At 58.5% G+C, this 18486-nt stretch carries 24 protein-coding genes; 8 read left to right on the top strand and 16 right to left on the bottom strand.

The window, feature by feature from the left end:
• The 5 genes from BM151_RS20440 to BM151_RS20420 form a co-directional block, all read right to left on the bottom strand.
• Positions 1–2005: VirB4 family type IV secretion/conjugal transfer ATPase (locus tag BM151_RS20440; RefSeq protein WP_090063006.1), on the bottom strand; the 2005-nt coding region annotated here is incomplete at its 3' end.
• Complete coding sequence (locus BM151_RS20435) at positions 1995–2273, bottom strand: VirB3 family type IV secretion system protein (protein WP_009574151.1); 279 nt, start codon at positions 2271–2273, stop codon at positions 1995–1997. The genes BM151_RS20435 and BM151_RS20440, both read right to left, overlap by 11 nt.
• 9 nt (positions 2274–2282) lie before the next feature.
• Positions 2283–2573 (bottom strand): TrbC/VirB2 family protein, encoded by a 291-nt coding sequence (locus BM151_RS20430; RefSeq protein WP_054540759.1) that lies wholly within the window; start codon positions 2571–2573, stop codon positions 2283–2285.
• Positions 2570–3253 (bottom strand): lytic transglycosylase domain-containing protein, encoded by a 684-nt coding sequence (locus tag BM151_RS20425; RefSeq protein ID WP_090063003.1) that lies wholly within the window; start codon positions 3251–3253, stop codon positions 2570–2572. Before BM151_RS20425 ends, BM151_RS20430 begins: the two co-directional genes overlap by 4 nt.
• Positions 3210–3536, bottom strand: a complete 327-nt coding sequence (locus tag BM151_RS20420) for a hypothetical protein (RefSeq protein ID WP_010138156.1) — start codon at positions 3534–3536, stop codon at positions 3210–3212. Before BM151_RS20420 ends, BM151_RS20425 begins: the two co-directional genes overlap by 44 nt.
• 314 nt (positions 3537–3850) lie before the next feature.
• On the opposite strand from BM151_RS20420, the gene BM151_RS20415 reads away from it, so the two are divergent.
• The gene (locus tag BM151_RS20415; RefSeq protein ID WP_009574147.1) at positions 3851–4009 is read left to right on the top strand and encodes a hypothetical protein; all 159 of its coding nucleotides are present in this window, start codon (positions 3851–3853) and stop codon (positions 4007–4009) included.
• A gap of 167 nt (positions 4010–4176) precedes the next feature.
• Here BM151_RS20415 and BM151_RS21790 read toward each other — a convergent pair whose 3' ends face one another.
• Positions 4177–4347 carry a hypothetical protein gene (locus tag BM151_RS21790; RefSeq protein ID WP_156022758.1) on the bottom strand — a complete coding sequence of 57 codons (171 nt, stop codon included), beginning with the start codon at positions 4345–4347 and terminating at the stop codon, positions 4177–4179.
• A gap of 313 nt (positions 4348–4660) precedes the next feature.
• On the opposite strand from BM151_RS21790, the gene BM151_RS20410 reads away from it, so the two are divergent.
• The 5 genes from BM151_RS20410 to BM151_RS21915 are packed head-to-tail and all read left to right on the top strand — an operon-like array spanning position 4661 to position 8451.
• Positions 4661–4876 (top strand): hypothetical protein, encoded by a 216-nt coding sequence (locus BM151_RS20410; protein ID WP_009574146.1) that lies wholly within the window; start codon positions 4661–4663, stop codon positions 4874–4876.
• Positions 4873–6273 carry a TolC family protein gene (locus BM151_RS20405; RefSeq protein WP_009574145.1) on the top strand — a complete coding sequence of 467 codons (1401 nt, stop codon included), beginning with the start codon at positions 4873–4875 and terminating at the stop codon, positions 6271–6273. The genes BM151_RS20410 and BM151_RS20405 overlap by 4 nt, the downstream gene beginning before the upstream one ends.
• Positions 6270–7637 carry a multicopper oxidase family protein gene (locus BM151_RS20400; RefSeq protein WP_090062997.1) on the top strand — a complete coding sequence of 456 codons (1368 nt, stop codon included), beginning with the start codon at positions 6270–6272 and terminating at the stop codon, positions 7635–7637. Before BM151_RS20405 ends, BM151_RS20400 begins: the two co-directional genes overlap by 4 nt.
• A 26-nt stretch (positions 7638–7663) precedes the next feature.
• Positions 7664–8140 carry a cupredoxin domain-containing protein gene (locus BM151_RS21920; RefSeq protein WP_009574143.1) on the top strand — a complete coding sequence of 159 codons (477 nt, stop codon included), beginning with the start codon at positions 7664–7666 and terminating at the stop codon, positions 8138–8140.
• A 23-nt stretch (positions 8141–8163) separates the two neighbouring features.
• A complete protein-coding gene (locus BM151_RS21915) occupies positions 8164–8451 on the top strand; it encodes a copper-binding protein (protein ID WP_009574142.1) in 288 nt (95 codons plus the stop codon).
• Between the two features lie 55 nt (positions 8452–8506).
• Here the strand turns inward: BM151_RS21915 and cueR are convergent, their stop codons facing one another.
• A complete protein-coding gene (cueR, locus tag BM151_RS20385) occupies positions 8507–8911 on the bottom strand; it encodes a Cu(I)-responsive transcriptional regulator (protein ID WP_038068304.1) in 405 nt (134 codons plus the stop codon).
• Between the two features lie 12 nt (positions 8912–8923).
• Entirely contained in the window at positions 8924–11428 is a 2505-nt protein-coding gene (locus tag BM151_RS20380; protein WP_038068303.1) for a heavy metal translocating P-type ATPase, read from the bottom strand.
• Positions 11429–11602: 174 nt separating this feature from the next.
• Here BM151_RS20380 and BM151_RS20375 point away from each other — a divergent pair, with 174 nt between their 5' ends.
• Entirely contained in the window at positions 11603–11800 is a 198-nt protein-coding gene (locus BM151_RS20375; RefSeq protein WP_009573644.1) for a heavy-metal-associated domain-containing protein, read from the top strand.
• An 88-nt stretch (positions 11801–11888) separates the two neighbouring features.
• On the opposite strand, the gene BM151_RS20370 is transcribed toward BM151_RS20375, so the two are convergent.
• From BM151_RS20370 to BM151_RS20335, 8 genes are all read right to left on the bottom strand, one after another.
• Positions 11889–12209, bottom strand: a complete 321-nt coding sequence (locus tag BM151_RS20370) for a YnfA family protein (RefSeq protein ID WP_009573643.1) — start codon at positions 12207–12209, stop codon at positions 11889–11891.
• 118 nt (positions 12210–12327) lie between these two features.
• The gene (locus tag BM151_RS20365) at positions 12328–13056 is read right to left on the bottom strand and encodes a DsbA family protein (RefSeq protein ID WP_028095397.1); all 729 of its coding nucleotides are present in this window, start codon (positions 13054–13056) and stop codon (positions 12328–12330) included.
• 5 nt (positions 13057–13061) lie between these two features.
• Positions 13062–13532, bottom strand: a complete 471-nt coding sequence (locus BM151_RS20360) for a c-type cytochrome (protein ID WP_009573641.1) — start codon at positions 13530–13532, stop codon at positions 13062–13064.
• Positions 13529–14923, bottom strand: a complete 1395-nt coding sequence (locus BM151_RS20355) for a multicopper oxidase family protein (RefSeq protein WP_028095398.1) — start codon at positions 14921–14923, stop codon at positions 13529–13531. The genes BM151_RS20360 and BM151_RS20355 overlap by 4 nt, the downstream gene beginning before the upstream one ends.
• A gap of 56 nt (positions 14924–14979) precedes the next feature.
• Positions 14980–15915, bottom strand: coding sequence for a c-type cytochrome (locus tag BM151_RS20350; RefSeq protein ID WP_009573639.1), 936 nt, complete (start codon positions 15913–15915; stop codon positions 14980–14982).
• 11 nt (positions 15916–15926) lie between these two features.
• The gene (locus tag BM151_RS20345) at positions 15927–16499 is read right to left on the bottom strand and encodes a c-type cytochrome (protein ID WP_009573638.1); all 573 of its coding nucleotides are present in this window, start codon (positions 16497–16499) and stop codon (positions 15927–15929) included.
• Positions 16500–16925: 426 nt separating this feature from the next.
• Positions 16926–17390: a c-type cytochrome gene (locus tag BM151_RS20340; protein ID WP_009573637.1), complete on the bottom strand. Its 465-nt coding sequence runs from the start codon at positions 17388–17390 to the stop codon at positions 16926–16928.
• A gap of 29 nt (positions 17391–17419) precedes the next feature.
• Positions 17420–17983, bottom strand: coding sequence for a L,D-transpeptidase (locus tag BM151_RS20335; protein WP_009573636.1), 564 nt, complete (start codon positions 17981–17983; stop codon positions 17420–17422).
• Between the two features lie 163 nt (positions 17984–18146).
• Between BM151_RS20335 and BM151_RS20330 the strand changes: the two genes are divergently transcribed.
• Positions 18147–18443 carry a DUF2933 domain-containing protein gene (locus BM151_RS20330; protein ID WP_009573635.1) on the top strand — a complete coding sequence of 99 codons (297 nt, stop codon included), beginning with the start codon at positions 18147–18149 and terminating at the stop codon, positions 18441–18443.
• The last annotated feature ends 43 nt before the right edge of the window (positions 18444–18486 follow it).

Here is an 18486-nt window from a genome sequence, read left to right as displayed (position 1 = left end):
GGCGCTCCGCAAAGTAGGCGTTGTCGAGGGCTTTCCATGCCTCGTCGATGACGATGATGGTGGGCTTGCGGTCCTCGATCACCCGCTCGACCCGGCGGAAGAGGTAGGACAGGACCGCCATGCGTTCCCGCTCGCTCTCGGAATCGAGGATGCCGGTGAGGTCAAAGCCCGCGACGTCTCCATCGATGCTGAAACTGTCCTCGGCATTGGCCCCGAAGATCCAGCCGTAGCGACCCTCGGCCGTCCATTCCTGCATACGCACGAAGAGATCGCCCTCGTCATCGGTCGAGACCAGCAGCGAGGCGAAATCCGACCAGTTCCGTAGACCCGCATGTCCTGCGCTGGCGTTCTGGCGCACGACTTCCTGCAGTCGGTTGGTCTGAACCGGGGTTAGCGGTCGATCGCGCCGCTCCAAGAGGCTCGCGAGCCAATCAGCAAGCCATGCCTGGCCCCGCACGTCGATCTCGGTCTGGAGCGGATTGAGGCCCGTGGGGCGCCCCGCCCGCACGGTCGAATAGCTGCCGCCGAGCGCGCGGACGGCCATCTCCATGCCCGCGCGATAGTCGAATACGAAGACCCGCGCACCTGCCCGCCGTGCCATGGTCATCAGGAAAGCCGCCAGGACGGATTTGCCGGAGCCGGGACGGCCGAGGATCAGCGTGTGGCCTCCCGTGGGCTCGCGATCCGGCGCGCCCTGTTCGTGGAAGTTGAAGCGAAAACCACTGCGCTCGGGTGTCGGAAAGAGCGTGATCGGCACGCCCCAGGGGACTTCCCGCCCTGTCTTTCCGAGCGGGGTGCGGTGGAAGGTAGCGAGATCGGCGAAGTTGTGGTTCGTGATTGCGGCCTTGCGGCTGCGCGCCCCTGTGTTCCCGGGATGCTGCGCCATGAAATGCGCCCGCGCCCCGAAGGCTTCCGAGATCAGGTTGATCCCGGAGGTGGCGGAGATGTTGCGGATTTCGGCCGCGATGTCGTCGAGGGCGGCCTGGGATCGCGCATAGACAGCTACGGTCATGTGGTGCTCGCCGAAGATCAGGCGTTTGGATTCCAGATCGTCCTGCGCGAGTTCCAGTTCCTGGGCGAGACTGACGGCTCCGTCATTGGCGGCCTGCATTAGCCGCAGCTGCCGCTTGATCCGGCCCGCCATAATGTTGGCGTTGATCGGCACAAAAGAGTGCGTGACCACCATGTCGACGGGCAGATTCAACTCGTCGAGCATCAGGCTATCGGTCTTGGCCGGGTAGTTCTTCACCGCAAAGATCGCCCCGAGCTTGTCGCCGACGGCACCGTCCGAGAGTGCGATGGTCGTGCCGCGGAAGGTGACGCGCGTATTGGCTACGTCCTCGGCGATCACACCGAGGCGCGACCGGGGGAAGAGCGGGTGCTCCTCGCCCGTGTTGAGTGAACCGAGGAAGCCCAGAAGCTCGCCGGTGCTTGCGGCCAGAAGGCGGGGCTTCAGCTCATCGAAGGAGGACAGCAGAAAGCCCACAACCTCGTCGAGCTTGCGCAAGCGGCGGGTGGTGTCGGCCGCATGTCGCGAGCGAGACGCCCCAAGTCCGAACGGCAAGCGGCTGCTCACCTCGGGGCGCTTCAGCACGGTCAGGGTCAGCGTCTTGTCGCGCAAGCCCGCGCGGCCGAGATGCGCGTGCCATCGTTTGTCGATGGCAGCAGCGAACCCCTCGCCCGGAATGGGCGGCAGGGTCACATCGACCGCTTTCGAGACCTTGTGCAGGTAGAATGAGAACTCGGTCCCGACCTGCGCCACGATGCCAGCCAGCAACCCTCCGATCCGGTCGAGATGCCCGTCCTCGCTCGTGATGCTGTTCACCCCCTCGAGCCGGATGCATTGCATCAGCTCGTTGCCGCGTGTCCGGATCGTTCGGTCGTTCACGAGGCTCACATAGGGCAGCATCATTGAGAGCCGCTTCTCGCCCTTGACCCATGCGGGTAGCGCGGTCAGCGGATCGATGGCGTTCTCAACCGCATCGGCAATTCCATCACGGGGCATAGCTGTCGCCTCCGTGCAGCTTGCGGTTCGTGGTCGGCGGGGTTTCCTGCAGGGTGATCACCAGGACATCGAGGAAATTCGGATCCCAGTCTGCGGCTTTCCAAAGCGCCGGCCAGGCCAGCCCCGCGAACACAGCCACCACCCAGCTCTGCACCCAGAGGAATAGAAGCGTCGAGCCGAAGAGCCAGACCATGGCGTACATGATCGGCAAGCCCATCAGCTTGGGTGGCCTGAGAAGACCGATGAACACGCGGGACTGGTCAGCCATGGATAGAGCTCAGGTGGTCCAGATGGCGGCGACGATGGTGGGTGCTGCGGCGATGCCCGCGATTGCAACCACGACCCAGAGCGCCTGACGAAAGTCGAGGATGCCAAAGAGCCAGGAAAGGAACACCCCGATCAGTGCGAGCGTGCCAATCACGATCCCCAAGGGACCGGTGATCGCATCGACAATTCCTTGAAGCAGGGTCTGTACCGGCGAGAGGTCGATGCTCTGTGCAAGCGCTGGACCCGCCAGCACGATAAGGGCCATCGCGCCGAGCGCGACGATCGAAGGTCTCGATGTCATGAAAGATCTCCTCTGAGCCGCTCAAACACGGCAGTCACACGGGCCACATGCCCTTGGGTTTCGCGAAAAGGGGGAATGCCGCCGTGGCGTGTGACCGCCTCCGGACCAGCGTTGTATGCCGCAAGGGCCAGAGAGCCCTCGCCGAACTGGTCGAGCATCATCAGCAGGTAGCGGGCTGATCCGTCGAGATTCTGCGCAATGTCATGTGGGTCCACGCCGAGGTCGCGGGCGGTATCCGGCATAAGCTGCCCGAGGCCTATAGCCCCGACAGGGCTACGTGCAGCCGGATTGTATGCGCTCTCGACTTCAATGTTGGCGCGGTAAAGGAGCGCCCAATCAGTGACGGAAAGCCCCGCGCGACGCAGCGCACCATGCCCGGCATACCGTAGAGCCGTGGTCTCGATCGCATGGAGGATTTCTGGGGTGGCGCCGGCGGCAGATCGGGCCGGGATCGCTGTCTCGACAGTGGCGCCAGGAACGCGAGGTTCTGCGAAGAGAAAAAGGCGCCCGTTTGCCTCTTGAGAAGTGGAAATCAATTGGCCGTCTGGGCCAACCGAAAAGATGAAACCGTCGGCCAGGGCCGGGGGCGCGGAACAAACGCCTGTACCCAAAGCAACGACGAGCGCAGTCGCGCGGTCAGCTGCCTTTGACCGGAGGCGCGGCGTGGCGTTCGCGGCCACCTTCTTCAAGTGGGATGCTAGCGGTCGTACAGCCCATGTCGGCCAGGAAACTGACAAGGCCAACGATGGTTTTGAAGTCGCGGAGCTTGAGGACGCTTCGGCTGGTGACGAGCATCTTATCGTCACGCCCATCAGTGGCGACGGCGCGGATGACCCACGAGCCGTACCAGCTGTTATGGCGCTTCTCTGCTCTCTCCTTGCAGACCACCTCAATGAGGTAGCCCTCGGCGAGCAAGCCGCGCAGTCCGTCTTCTGTAACCACATTCGGGGCTTCTTCTATCATGGCCTTCCCTTGGGTCCTTGTTCTGCCTGGGTGCAGTATCAGGCCCACGGGGTCGCAACACCGTGAGCGATACAAAACAACATTAATGATAGCAAGACAATAATAACGTGTTGACGAAGTTCGCCTTGCTCCGATAACGGTGATAGCCGACAGAATGATAATCTTAAAGGCGGCAAAGGAGTTTTGCCCTGCGGCTGTTTATTGCGCGCAACGCACCGTTGCTGTTCGCGTTCCTGCTTGGAAGCATGCCGATAGCCGCAGCAGCAGATTGCGTACCTCCCGAACGACCGTTCTTGCCTCAGTCGCAAGACGACATGCGTGCCTACGCCGATCTGATCAGAAGCGATTTCGAGGCCTACATTGCCGATGTGCAGGACTACTTCCGTTGTCTCGACGCCGAGCGCGCTCGCGCCTTTGTTGAGGCGAGGGAGGTCAGTGATGACTACGCTAGGTTCCTGAATGCTCTCGAGTAAGCGACTACGGGTTTGTGCCGCCAGTAGAAATCAACCGTTAGACCAACGCTCCGTCAGTCTCCAACGCAATGATGTTTTTCAAGCGGGCGATCATGTCGTCACCGCTTGCGACATCTACGCTCGCACATTCATTGATCGATTAGGATTTCAGAAGTTTTTTCAAACTTCTACGAAGAATGTATGAAAAATTTGCCCACACGTTTTGGTGACTTGCCGACATTTTGTTTCAGCAATACAGCTTCAAAAATGATGTACAGGATTCGGGCCGTTTTTGGGATACTCCAGATTGCCTCCATATTGGTGGCAGTGACCCTGATGCCGTCCAATGCATCAGCCATGGTTTCGTGCTCTGTTGAACAAGTCGCTCAGGAGTCTTCAAACGAGCGCCACCATCATGAAACGGACATTCCGGCTGCAGATATCGACCATGGAGCAGACCACTGTGCGTCACATATCTGCGTGGTCGGTGACTTCGTAGGTGCCGAAAGTTGCACAAAGCAGTCCGCTAATGTTTCCCTCCGGTCCTGGGATATTGCGTCCCTAGTCCGTTCGGCCACACCCGAAGGTTTGCGGCGCCCTCCTCGCGCCTGATGCACCTGTAGCCGCAGTTTGACTGCGACCATCTGCATCTGACATTTCGAGGAAATCTAAGTGAAAATTCTGCTTGCGGCATCCTTGCCGCTGTTCGGGGCCGCCTGCTCGGCGCTTCCTGAACTTGAAACCGTGCCAGCGCTTACGGCGGCGGTTACATCGCCTGTGGTCGCGTCTGCGCAACCCGGGCCTGTTGTTGCTTACGCGGGCTACTCGGTCGGAGAACCGGCCGAATGGCGGATGCTGAATGATGAACAACGGGAGGGTGGCGAATGAAACTGCCTCTTCTCATGGGGTCCATGTTGCTGGTGTCCGCCTGCGCCAGTCCTGCCGTTCTTGAGCGTGCAAAACCAGATCGCGCGGGCTTTGGCAGTGTCGAGACGGGTGCACGCCAGGCTCTAGGGGCCACACCGATCTGGAACCTGTCTGCCGCGGACCTTGAGGAAACGCGCAAGAGGGTTCACGCCATGGTGCATGGTAAGACCGTCAGCGCCGACACCGCAGTGCAGGTTGCCCTGATAAGCAGTCCCGCACTTCAAGCCAGCTTCGCTGAGCTAGGTCTGTCCTCAACTGACTTATGGGAAGTGGCTATGGGGCCGGTGCCCTCGATCGGTGTGTCAATCTCCGGGTTGGCTGGCGATGTCACTCGCACACTTGAGGCAACATTAATCAACTCCCTGCTCGACGTGGCAACATCCGCACCGCGGACCCAACTTGCGGAGATTCGCTTCAGACAATCCGAACTTGCTGCGCTCGCCGACACGATAGACTTGGCCGTTGAAACCCGCCGGGCCTGGATTGAGGCGGTTGGCGCTTTCGAAGCCGCTGCACTGATCGCTCAAACTCAGGGCACTGCCGAGGCAGCGTCCGAACTTGCTGTGCAACTGGGCCGTACCGGCGCGATGAGCAAGGCCGATCAAGCAAGGGAGCATGCCTTTACTGCTGAGCTTGCCGCCGAACGTGCAGCCGCCCAATTGGAGGCGCAATTGGCCAAAGAAAAACTGCTTCGGCTGATGGGGCTTTGGGGTAGCGACACCACTGTATTCGTGCCGGACTCGCTGCCCGCCTTGCCTGGTGGCCCGCGCGTTGCAGGAAATATCGAACAGCTGGCACTGGCAAACCGCGTAGACCTGGCATCTGGAAAGCTGGAACTCGAGGCGCTCGCGCTGGACTACCGTCTGACCGGGCAAACCCGTATGGTCTCGGACGTCCAGTTGGTGGCTGGTTTCGACCTGGAACGTGCAGCCGGAGAAACCGAGGCCAATCCAGCGCTTGCTCTAGATTTCGAGATCCCGCTCTACGACACCGGTCCGCTGGTGTCGAAGCGTGGCCGCATGGCCTATCTGCAGGCAGCGAACAGGCTGGCCCAGCAGGCCGTCGATGCGCGTTCGGACGCACGCATGGCCTATAGGGCCATCACCGGTCGCCATAGCATCGCGCGGCATTGGCGCGACTCTGTTTTGCCTCTGCGACGCCAGATCGATGACGAAGCGCTGCTGTCCTACAACGGCATGCTGACCTCGACCTTTGAATTGATCGCTGATGCCCAGGAGGGGCTCGCTTCGCGCCTCTCTGCCGCAGAAGCGAAACGTGACTACTGGCTTGCCGAAACAGACGCGACCGCGGCGATTTGGGGCGGGGCAATTACTCTGACCGGAGGTAGCGAAGAATGATGAACCGTCGTCAATTACTGGGCGCGGGATTGACCGCGAGCGCTGGAGCTGTGCTGGCGAACGCCGGGGCCGCGCAAACACGCTTTCGCGATCTGCCCGAGGCCGCCTTTACCGACAGCCCCTATACACAAGTTCCCCCAAGGCCTTCGGATCGGTTCGACTACAACCCCGTTGTAACACTGAACGGATGGTCTTTGCCGTATCGCATGAACGGAGATGTAAAGGAGTTCCACCTCGTTGCAGAGCCTGTTGAAAGGATTATGGCGGACGGGATGATTGCGCGGCTCTGGGGCTACAATGGCCAATCCACCGGACCCACAATCGAAGCGGTCGAAGGCGAGCGGGTGCGTATTTACGTAACCAACCGTCTTCCGGAACATACCAGCGTGCATTGGCACGGACTGATCCTGCCATCGGGAATGGATGGAGTTGGTGGTTTGTCGCATCCCGGCATCCCGCCGGGTAAGACCTTCGTCTACGAGTTCGACCTCATCAAGTCCGGCACCTTCATGTACCACCCGCATGCGGACGAGATGGTACAGATGGCCATGGGCATGATGGGGCTCTTCATCGTGCATCCGCGCGACCCGGCGTTCATGCCGGTGGACCGGGATTTCGCGTTCCTCCTTGGGGCCTATGACATCGACCCGGGGACCTACATCCCGCGCGTGGCCGAGATGACCAATTTCAACATGTGGACCTGGAACAGCCGGATCTTCCCGGACATCGATCCTCTGGTGGTCAACAAGGGGGACCGTGTCCGTGTGCGTTGTGGCAACCTGACGATGACCAACCACCCAATTCACATGCATGGCTATGACTTTCAGGTCACCTGTACTGACGGAGGCTGGGTGCCGGAAAGTGCCCGTTGGCCCGAGGTCTCGATCGACATTCCTGTAGGCGCCATGCGCGCCTACGAGTTCGACGCGATTCACGAAGGTGACTGGGCGATCCACTGCCACAAGTCGCACCACACCATGAATGCTATGGGCCACGACATCCCTACATTTATTGGCGCCGACAAGTCCCGCCTGACCCAAATGATCCGCCGCCAGCAGCCTGGCTACATGCCGATGGGCACGGCGGGTATGGCGGATATGGGCGAGATGTCGATGGAGATCCCCGAGAACACCGTGCCGATGATGACCGGATGGGGGCCGCATGGCCCATTGGAAATGGGTGGCATGTTTAGCGTGGTGAAGGTTCGCGAGGGCATCGACCGCGACGATTACAGCGATCCTGGCTGGTACGACAACCCGCCCGGAACACAGGCCTACGAATGGACGGGCGAGCTGCCCGAACATGCATACAACACCAGTCCGAAAACCGTGATCACGCCGCGCGGCGGCGTGCGGCAGGGCTGATGCCAGAGCACAGGAGAAACACGCTCATGAAAACTGCACTTTTGACATTGGGGCTGGCCCTGATTCCCGCCCTCGCAATTGCGGACGCCGGGCACGGCAACGGTCAAATGGCCATCGGCATGCCTGCGATGCATGGCCATGAACCCACGCGAACCATCGATGTGATAATGCGTGAGGACTACGACAAGGACGCACCGTTCGTCTTCGAACCCTCCTCGGAAATGACTTTTTCTGAGGGTGAAACCGTGCGCCTGCGCATCACGAACATGGGTGAGGAAACCCACGAGTTCGTGATGGATTCGATGGCACAAAACGCTGAACACAAAGAGCTGATGGCCAAGTTCCCTGAGATGGAACATGACGACCCTAACGCTGTGCGCCTTGAACCAGGTGAAGAGGCGGAGATCCTTTGGACTTTCAACAAGGCCGGCAACTTCGAATTCGCCTGCCTGCTGCCCGGCCACTATGAAGGCGGCATGCACGGCGCCCTTACTGTCAACTGATCTCAAATCAAAGGAAACCAATCATGACCAAATTTTTGACGCTCGCCGCTGCCCTTCTGATGACCGCTGGAACTGCAATTGCTGCTAGCGATAGTGCCATGTCCTCGGGCACGGTGACCAAGATCGATGCCAAGTGGAACAAGATTACTGTCGACCATGGCCCGCTGGAAAACCTCGACATGCCAGCAATGAAAATGGTCTTCGTTCTCGCCGATCCCGCGATGCTGGAAGGGCTGAGTGAAGGCGCACAGATCAACTTCGTTGCCGACCGTGTGAATGGCAAGCTGACTATTACAGAGCTGGTGCAGTAACTACAGGTCGCGCGCCCTGTCTCGCAGGGCGCGCGATTTCATTCGTCGTCGGAGATCATGAGAAAGTTGCGTCGTCTACGACAGAAAGATCCGCAAGAATTGGACAATCCGGTCGGTGATCGCCAGCACACTGGTGCACGAGAGACGAAAGAGTTTCTTTCATCGACATGAGTTTAGAGATCTTTTCATCAATCTGGCGCAGGTGCTCCTCTGCGACGGCCTTTACCTGCGCACTTTCTCGATTGTCATCGTTATAGAGCGCCAAAAGCGTACGGCAGTCTTCGATTGTAAATCCCAAGGCTCGCGCTCGTCCGATGAATGCCAGCTTATGAAAATCGATCTCTCTGAAGCTTCGATACCCGTTTGCAGCGCGCAAAGGTGTTACTAGACCGATATCCTCATAGTAGCGAATGGTCTTGGCCGGCACTCCTGACCGCTCGGCAACATCACCAATGTTCATTTCTGCCTCCTCTCACTCGGCCGGGACGGGGGCGAAGTCCTCCACCCGCCCAGACTCTTGGCGCTCGTCCATCGCCGGTCTTACGCGCCGCAGCCGCAAGGCGTTCGTCAAGACAAAGACCGAGCTAAGTGCCATCGCACCGGCAGCGACGACCGGTGACAGCAGCACGGCGAAACTCGGATAAAGCGCTCCGGCGGCCAAGGGTATCAAAGCCACATTGTAACCAAAGGCCCAACCAAGGTTCTGTTTGATGTTTCGCATGGTGTGTCGCGAGATCTCGAAAGCGTTCACAACGCCGCGAAGATCACCGGACATCAATACGACATCTGCGCTTTCGATCGCCACATCCGTGCCAGTGCCGATGGCGATGCCAACATCCGCGTGGGCGAGCGCGGGTGCATCGTTGATGCCATCGCCAACAAAGGCCAATGTGCCCTGCTGGCGCAGATTTTCCAGTGCCGCCACCTTGCCGTCGGGCAAGACCCCCGCGATCACGTGGTCGATACCAGTCTCTTCGGCAATTGCTTCTGCCGTTTCGCGTTTGTCGCCGGTAATCATTGCCACCTTCAAACCCAGACTGTGCAGTGCGGCAATCGCGGCTCGGCTCGAGGGTTTGACCGGATCGGCGACGCCAATCGCAGCCACCGCCTTGCCATTGATTGCGGCGAAGAGTGCGGTGCGACCTTGCCGTGCGAGCATAGTTTCAGCCTCTGCGAGTTCACCAAGATCGATCCCTTCGCGCTGCATCATTCGGTCAGCTCCGACAACAACCTCGGCCCCGTCAACGATGGCGCGCACGCCATACCCTGTAATCGAAGTAAACGCGCTCGGTTCCGACAGTCTGATGTTTTCCGCCTGCGCGCCGCGCACGATAGCTTCGGCGATCGGGTGTTCTGATCTGGCTTCGACCGATGCGACTGCCGCAAGAACGGTGCAGCGCTCGGCTCCTTCCGCCAGCACAAGGTCGGTCAGCGCGGGACGTCCGGCGGTGACGGTGCCGGTCTTGTCCAGAGCGACAACCTTGACGTCCCCCAATGCTTGCAGAGCATCCCCCTTGCGGAACAACACGCCCATTTCAGCAGCGCGACCGGTCCCGACCATGATCGACGTCGGCGTCGCCAGTCCCATCGCGCAGGGACAAGCAATGATGAGAACTGAGACACCCGCGACCAGCGCATAGGTGAGGGCGGGATCAGGGCCGAATATTAGCCAGACAAGGATCGTCAAGGCGGCGAGGGTCATCACAGCGGGGACGAACCAAAGCGTGATCCGATCCACCAACCCTTGAATGGGGAGCTTGGCGCCCTGCGCATCTTCGACCATGCGGATGATTTGGGACAACGTGGTATCCGCACCAACACGCGTTGCTTTATAGGTCAGACTGCCCGCGCCATTGACCGTACCGCCCGTGACAGGATCACCAGCCGACTTGCCGACCGGCACGGGTTCCCCGGTGATCATGCTTTCATCGACATGGCTTTCGCCGTCCACAACCTCACCGTCCACGGCGAGTCGTTCTCCGGGGCGCACAACAATCAGATCTCCGGTGCGCAAGGCATCGATCTCGACCTCGACCGCATCGCCGTCACGCAAAATACGCGCCGTACGAGCCTGTAGGCCGAGCAGCTTCTCGATTGCAGCCCCTGTTCGCCCTTTCGCTCGCGCTTCGAGCCAGCGCCCGATCAGGATCAGGACCACGATGACCGCGGCGGCCTCGAAGTAGACAGCGCGGACGGCCTCGGGCATCAGCGACGGGAAGAACGTTGCGACAACTGAATAAAGATAAGCTGCGCCTGTGCCGACGGCGACCAGACTGTTCATGTCTGGAGCACCTTTCAGCAAGGCCGGAAACCCTTTCAGATAGAACTGTCGGCCGGGCCCAATGAGCACAGCCGTTGTGAGGATGAACTGGATCAACCAGCTGGCCTGCTGTCCTATGGTATTGTTGATCGCCATATGCACGGCCGGGATCAGGTGCCCGCCCATTTCCATCAGGAAAACCGGCAAAGCGAGTGCTGCGGCCAGTGCCACCCGGCGTGCCAACCCGCGCGCTTCCTCTTCTTTTCGCGAAGTGCGATCCTGTGTTGCCGTGGCCTCGGCCACGCTGGCTGGATATCCGGCTTGCTCGGATGCACGGATGAGGGCCACAGGGTCGGTCATGCCCTCAAGATATGTGATGCGCGCATTTTCCGCCGCAAGATTAACGTTGACCTCCAACACGCCGGGAACCGAGGCAAGTGCCTTATCGACGCGCCCGACACAAGAAGCACATGACATGGACGCGATGTTCAGCGTCACGGATGCCGTTCGCGCTGGATACCCGAGATCTTTCAGGGCTTGGACCGCATCTTGCAGGTGGGACGAACCATCCACGCTGAAACGCGCAGTCTCGTTCGCGAGGTTCACCGAGACATCGGATATTCCCCTCAACGCGGCTAGGCCCCGATCCACGCGCCCTACGCATGAGGCGCAAGACATTCCTTCAATCGAGAGTGTCACTTTGGATTGATCTGTCATTTCAGTCTCCTGGAATCCCATTTGACACCCCAAATAGGAGTTCCAGTGACTGGAAGGTCAATACCCAATTTGAACTTTCCTGGCTTCGCTTTAAAAATCTACGGAGACCCTTGACCTTCCCCCCACTGGAAGCCCCATCTGCACTGAACAAGCTGTCACAGAGGAGACATCGACATGAAATTCAACGTTCCCGACATGAGTTGTGGTCATTGCACCAGTACGATCGAAAAGGCGATCAAGGCAGCTGACGCAAATGCGAGCGTATCTTGCGACATTCCGGCCCGCACGGTTTCTGTTGAAGGTGCACTGTCAACAGAACGGCTGACGGCCCTGCTTCGTGAAGCTGGGTACGAAAATACCGTGACTGCCTAATCTATGGGTCATCGCACCCGTCGTGACGGGTGCGATGACCTAGCGATTTCTAGCGACGGATTTGCCTGGTTTTCTGAGGTTCCGCAGATCATGAGCGCGAAGGCAACAGGATGAGAGCACTGCCTAGGAGGCAAAGAAGAATGCCTGCAATGTCCCAGCGGTCCGGTCGGCTCCCCTCCACTAGCCACATCCAGATCATGGACGCCGCTATGTAGACGCCCCCGTAAGCTGCATATGCCCGACCGGCCATTTCGCTTTCTGCGCGCGTCAAAAGCCATGCGAAGAGTGCCAAACTTACCAGACCTGGCCCGACCAAAAGCGGCGAACGATCGAGCCGCAACCATGCCCAGAAAGCAAAACATCCAGCGATCTCGGCAAAGGCAGCAATAAGATACCAAAGGTAAGTCATCTTCTCGCCGCCTCTTTCAGTGGTAGGCCGTGCCTAGGTCTTTTGGTCTGTAGGGGCTCCGACTCATTCGCCTGCATCATTGCTCATCGGGCGTGATGTCAGAACCCACCGCAGAGTGCTAGTTTGCCGACGCCCGCACGTTGTCGACCAGTTCCGTGAGCTTATCGCTTTCCACGAAGCCTGGAACCAGATTGTCGCCGATCACAAATGAAGGCGTGCCACTGAAGCCGAGCGACTGCGTCAACCGCATCGAGGTCGCGATATGCTCTTCAATTTCGGGGCGCTCCATGTCAGTTTGAAGGCGTTCGATGTCGAGACCGACCTCTTGTGCTATCCTGAGAACGCTTGCTTCTTCCGCCCGGCCGTTCATACCCATTAGGGCCCAGTGGAATGCCTCATACTTGCCTTGCAGCCGCGATGCGAGTGCAGCTTTGGTTGCAAACACGGATCCGTCCCCGAGAATTGGCCATTCGCGATAGACCAGACGCACATTGGGGTCAGCCTCCAGCAGTGCCAGAACTTCCGGCATAGCGCGGCGACAATATGGGCAGTTGTAATCGAAAAATTCGATAACGGTCACATCCCCATCGGGATTGCCGAGAACCGGTGCATTCGGGTCTTGCTCGAGCAATTGTCGCTGATCGCGCAAGACGGTTGCCTGCGCTTGTGCCTGGGCTTCGGCGTCCTGACGTTGAAGTATTTCGACTGCTTCCATGATGATTTGCGGATTCTCGCGGATAGCCTCATATACAAGTTCCTTGACCCGCGCTTCGTCCAGGTCTGCGGCCTGCACTGCCATTGGAAGTAAGGCAAATGACGATACGAGCATCAAATTTCTGAAAATCATGTCCATTATCCCTCTTGTTCTGCTGCTGTGCGTGCGGCCTGAGCATTGCGCTCTCGCTCTGGCCAGGTCGACTTAATGAAGCCGAGAATGTTCCAAATTTCCTGATCTGTGAGTTTGCCGGCGAAGCCCGGCATGCCACTGTCGAAATCTGAGCCCTGTTGTCGCATCAGTTCCGCCCCCCCGAGCTTGGTGTAGGAGAACAAAATCTGGTCACTATGGTGCCAGGTATGACCGTTGCGATCATGCGGCGGCGCGGGCAGGCGGCCATCTGAACCAGGGCTTCGCCAGTCTGGTTGCCCTTCGAGATTGGCGCCATGGCAGGACGCACAGTTTTCAGAATAGAGAGCTTGCCCCAGTTCGATATTGACGTCGTCAAACGGGGAAGAACCCTGGGAGGCATTGCCGCTGAACCACCAGGTTGCACCTAGCCCAATCAGGCCAATGGATGAAATTACCGCCAGGTAAGCTGATCTCATGCGACCTCCAGCCACGTCATCATGCCGGATGCCGCGTGCGAGAGCATGTGACAGTGAAACAGCCACTTTCCCGGATTGTCGGCAACGAAGGCGATCTCGCGAGTCTCGCCACCGAACATCAGCAAGGTATCCCGCAGGGGACCAACTTCACCGCCCTCCAGCACCTCCCGGAAATGCATCCCGTGCAAATGCATGGCGTGGGGGAAGGATGTATCGTTGTAGATCTCCACTCGCGCTGTTTCACCGCGTGACAGGCTAGCCAGTGGCTTCTCGGTCATGCCCACGGTACCATTGAAAGCCCAGAACTGGTTCGCGTCGACCAGTTGGCGGAACGTTTTTCGCTCACCCTCAAGTATGGCTGCGTCAAGGTTGCCCATTGCCCCGCCTTCCATGTTGAGCCTGATGCGTCTCGCCTGCTCCAGTCCCGGCACATCCATATTAGGGTTCGGTGGCAGAACTTGGGGGACATCCCGCACAGCGGAGGCCAAAGTGCCGGTCACGCGAAACTCGGTTTGGGCAAATCCCTGGCCGTCTTCAAGCCGCACCAGATGAGCACTTTCCCCTTCATCCGCAATGACGTCGACAAACAAATCCGCTCGTTGGCCCGGCCCAAGGATGATCGGTTCGCTGATCTCACTCGGCGTCACCAGTGGCATTCCGTCGAACGCCATCACCCACCCCTTTAGACCTGACAGGCCCAAAACAAAGATCCTGGCATTTGCCGCGTTGATCAACCGAAGCCGCATCCGCTCACCCTGGCTCACGTTGAGCGTAGAATTGAAGCTTCCGTTGGTGGCGACAAAGTTGCCACGTCGGCCTGCATGGCTACGATCATGAACGGCTTCAAAATCTGGGTCGAGTTGTGCGGTCTCCGGGTTGAGGAGCCAATCGTCAAGAATAAGGACTTCATCGCGATCAACATCCGGGGCTATCGGTTCTTCGACGATCAACGCTCCGTAGAGCCCACGAGCGACCTGTTCGACGGAGCGATTATGCGCGTGAAACCAAAAAGTTCCTGCATCTGGAACGGCAAAATCGTAGTCGAAGGTTTCGCCTGTGGGGATGGCATCTTGGGTGAGCCCGGCCACGCCGTCCATCGCATTTGATATCCGCACGCCATGCCAGTGCAGGGACGTCGCCTGCGGCAACTTGTTGACGAGCCGACGTTGAAGACGCGCGCCCTGCCGAACACGGATCACGGGGCCAGGAAACTTTCCGTCATAGCCCCAAATCTCCGTCTTGGGGTAGTCCGGAGGGGCGAGTTGTACGGCGCCACTTTGCGCTGTCATCACCTGAAATTCAGGGGTGGCTGCAGATCCGGCCTTGGGGAAGAAGCTCAACGCACTCATTGCCAACCCCGATTGAATGAATGCTCTTCTGGTGTGTGTCATTTCGTTCTCGTTTGTTGTGCGAGCCAGTTTTGGCTCACACATTGTCTCTATTGCAGTCACATGTCTTTATTAGCAGCGGCGCCCTCGCCCTGAGCGACCCGGTCGGCTCGAGGTTCGTCACCATCAAGCAAGTACACGGCCATCGCTTCCAGATCATCGGGGGACAAAAAGCGCGTATTGCCCTGCACGACCTCCACCATGCTGCCGCCGAAAGCGTCGCCTGACGGCGTCACGCCAGTACGCAACGCATAGGCGAGGTTGGAAACGGTCCAGCCGCGTTCCGCCAGAGAGTTCGGCGTGATCGAAGGCGCCTTGCTCCCCCCTGGCAATGCCTCATTTCCAGCAAAAACCGCGTCAAGCAGGCGCCCGCCTCCGATATTGCGTGGCGTGTGGCAAGCACCGCAATGTGCTGCACCTCGAACCAGCTCGCGACCGCGGTTCCATTGTGCGTTTTTCTCGTCAATGGGTTCCGTGGGTGGATCGTAGAGATAGGCCGCCCGCCATAGCTTCAGGCCCCATCTCTGATCGAAAGGAAACTTGACATCATGCTCAAGCGCTGCCTCGGCGACTGGTGGCACGGTCTGGAAAGCTGCCCAAAGGTCGGCAATGTCCTGATCCGTGAAATCCGCATAGAACGGATAGGAAAAAGCGGGATAATACGGCTCTCCGCTAGGACTAATGCCCTGGCGAACCGCCTTGGCGAACTGCTCAACCGTCCACCCCCCGATGCCGTTCTCTTTGTCTGTCGTCAGATTGGGCGGAAAAAACGTGCCAAAATCTGTCGCCAGCCCCGCGCCGCCTGCGAGTGCGGCGCCGCCAGCCTCTGAATTGGTGTGGCATGAAATGCACCCGGATACGCGAGCCAAATAGGCGCCGCGCTGGACATCACCCGTTTGCGTGATCGACGCGGGCACCTTGCCAATCGGCCAGATCACAAGGCCGCCGACCACAAGGGCGCAAAGCGCCCCTGCAGCAAAGACCAGTTTTTTCATCCGGCACATCTTTACTTCGCCTCGTAGCGGAATTTCGCGTGACATGCCGAACATGTCTGGGTCACCATGTTGAATGCCCCATCTGCGGGCATCGAGGCATAGTCCATCATCGGGCTTCCTGACGAAGTTCCCATCATGGACGAAGCTCCCATCATGCTTCCGGGGGATTGCGTGCCCATCATGGAGCCTGCATCCATTCCCGCACCTGACGCCATAAGCCCGTTGTCGGCGGCCTCGGCAAGACCTTCGCTAACCACCTTGAGCTGCTCTGCGAGCGCACTGAATTCTTCCCAATCCGACCAGATCTCGGACTTTGCTTCGGACGGTTTCCCAGCAGACCCTTCGGGAAACAATTCGGTCATGCCTTCGCTATGTTCGACAAAGACGCGTGCTCCCGTACGAACAGCTTCAGCATCATAGGTGATTTCACCACGCATCATCGGAGCCAGTTCTTTGACCGATTGCCCCATGGCCATCATGCCGTCCATGCGTTCTTTGACGACACCTTCCGCGCCACCATGTGCAAATGCAGCTGCGGCCATTGTCGTTCCAGCCAAGAGGCCGATCATCAGTTTGCTTTTCATCGTTCCGTATCCTGTATTTCCATGCTTGATAGATTTAATTTGATGAGGCGTGGTTGCCCCTAGGTCAGGATAGGTGTTTGGGAGGCGGGGTGTCCCTTAGGACATTCCGGTTAGAAAAGCTCTGATCTGGATGTTCGCGAGGCAATTGCGACAAGTTGGTCGAAGCTCTCGGAGCTGATAAAATGACAATTACCATATTTTTCGAGCAGTCCGGCCCCGGATCGCAATGCCCGGGGAGAAGATTATCTGCATCTTCCTCATGAGAGGTCTGATGTTTTTGCGCACTTCGTTCGGAAACTTTGGCAGCGACCGTTTCATGGCCAATTGCATCGAGAGATCCCGCCGGGAGGACGACAAATAACGCGATCGAGACCAACAGGAGAATCTGGATCGCGCTACGGAATATGTTCAGCCTGGCGACCAAAGTCAGTTGATCCCGTTCGCGCGCTGCAGTTCGCGCACGTATCCCGCAATCATCTTCACATCACCTTGGGTGAGGCCTTCAACGGGAGGCATATTGCCAAAATTCCAGTGATGAGATTGGACGCCGTTTTGCGCCGCATTCAGGAACGCGGCATCCGAATGGTGGTTCGGCTCGTAGATTTTGTGAACAAGCGGAGGAGCGACCCCATTCTGGCCTGCGGCATTTTCACCATGACAGCTGGCGCATTTTGCCTCGAACGCGCGTTGCCCCATTTGGGCTTGCGGAGAGAATTCAGCTGGAAGGAGTACATTGGCAATGGGCGCGCCCTGAGGTATGCCGCTCGTGTCCGGCGGAACCATTGAGTGTCCTTGAGCAGTCTGCGCCGGGGCCGGCTGCAACGCCTGCCAACCGACCGCTCCAAGGCCGAGCACGAAGAACCCGCCAACGAACCATCCCCAGAAATTCATAGTGTTTTACTCTCCTGCATGTGATCCGTTCAGATCAACTTAACCTGCGTCCCGACCGGCGTGCGGTCGAAGACCTCTTCTATATGTTCGTTGTAAAGGCCGATGCAGCCGTTTGATGATCTACGCCCGATTTTCCGCGTGTCTTGAGTTCCGTGGATCCTGTAGTATTGCCACGACAGATAGAGCGCACGCGTTCCCAAAGGATTGGAGGGATCTCCTCCAGGCACATAGGCTGGCCATTCCGGGTTGCGTTCACGCATTGAAGGGGTCGGCGCCCAACCTGGATTTTCCCGTTTCTCGACAACTTCTGTATACCCGCGCTTCGTCAATTCATCAGTCAAGGGAACAGAGGTCGGGTAAATCCGCATCTCTTCATCTTCTGTCCAGTGTTGGAGCACCTTTGTGACAGTATCCGAAATGATGATGCCCTTCCCGAGACGGTCAAAGTGATCACGCCAATTGTGGAGAACGAACGACGAGATATTGCGTCTTACCACACCAGCCTCTTCCGCCCGGAGAGTGTGGGGGGTCATCAAGAATGCGCCTGAAATTGCAATCAGGCTCCGCCTGTTCAAACTCGGTCTCTCTGCCATTTGTTCGTCCTTGGTTACTCAATTGGACGAGACAGGCATTGCTCAGATGGGGCTGAATCTCAACCGCAACAGGCCGCAAGATTTGTATCGAAGTGTATCCTTGACCTTCCAGCGGGAGATCAAGCTAAACAGGATACGTTGACCAAAATCAGAGGTGGATTCCATGCAAGAGGATAGCGAGTCAGGTGGCAATCGCCACGGAAAGTTGATGCACTGGGGCATGATGGCTTGCTGTGCTGTCATGCTTCTACCCATCGCAGCTTTCCTGATTGGCGGAGGCACCGTCGCAGGCCTTTGGGCAAACGCTACCGTCTTTGCGCCTCTGGTGCTCTGCGTTGGCGCCCATTTTGTGATGCACAAGATGATGGGGCGTTCATGCCATGGAAGCGACAAGCACAAGAAGACCGCCCCCCAGCCAGTGCTGATTGAAGATATGACCGACAGCGCCGTCCGGCGGTAAGTCGAAATGAGAACAAGAGCGCGGCTGGCGACTGTCTTCTTGG

Source organism: Celeribacter neptunius, assembly GCF_900113955.1.
Taxonomy (GTDB): Bacteria; Pseudomonadota; Alphaproteobacteria; order Rhodobacterales; family Rhodobacteraceae; genus Celeribacter; species Celeribacter neptunius.
Note: the sequence above shows the minus strand (reverse complement) of the source record. Positions and strands in the feature narration are given on the sequence as shown.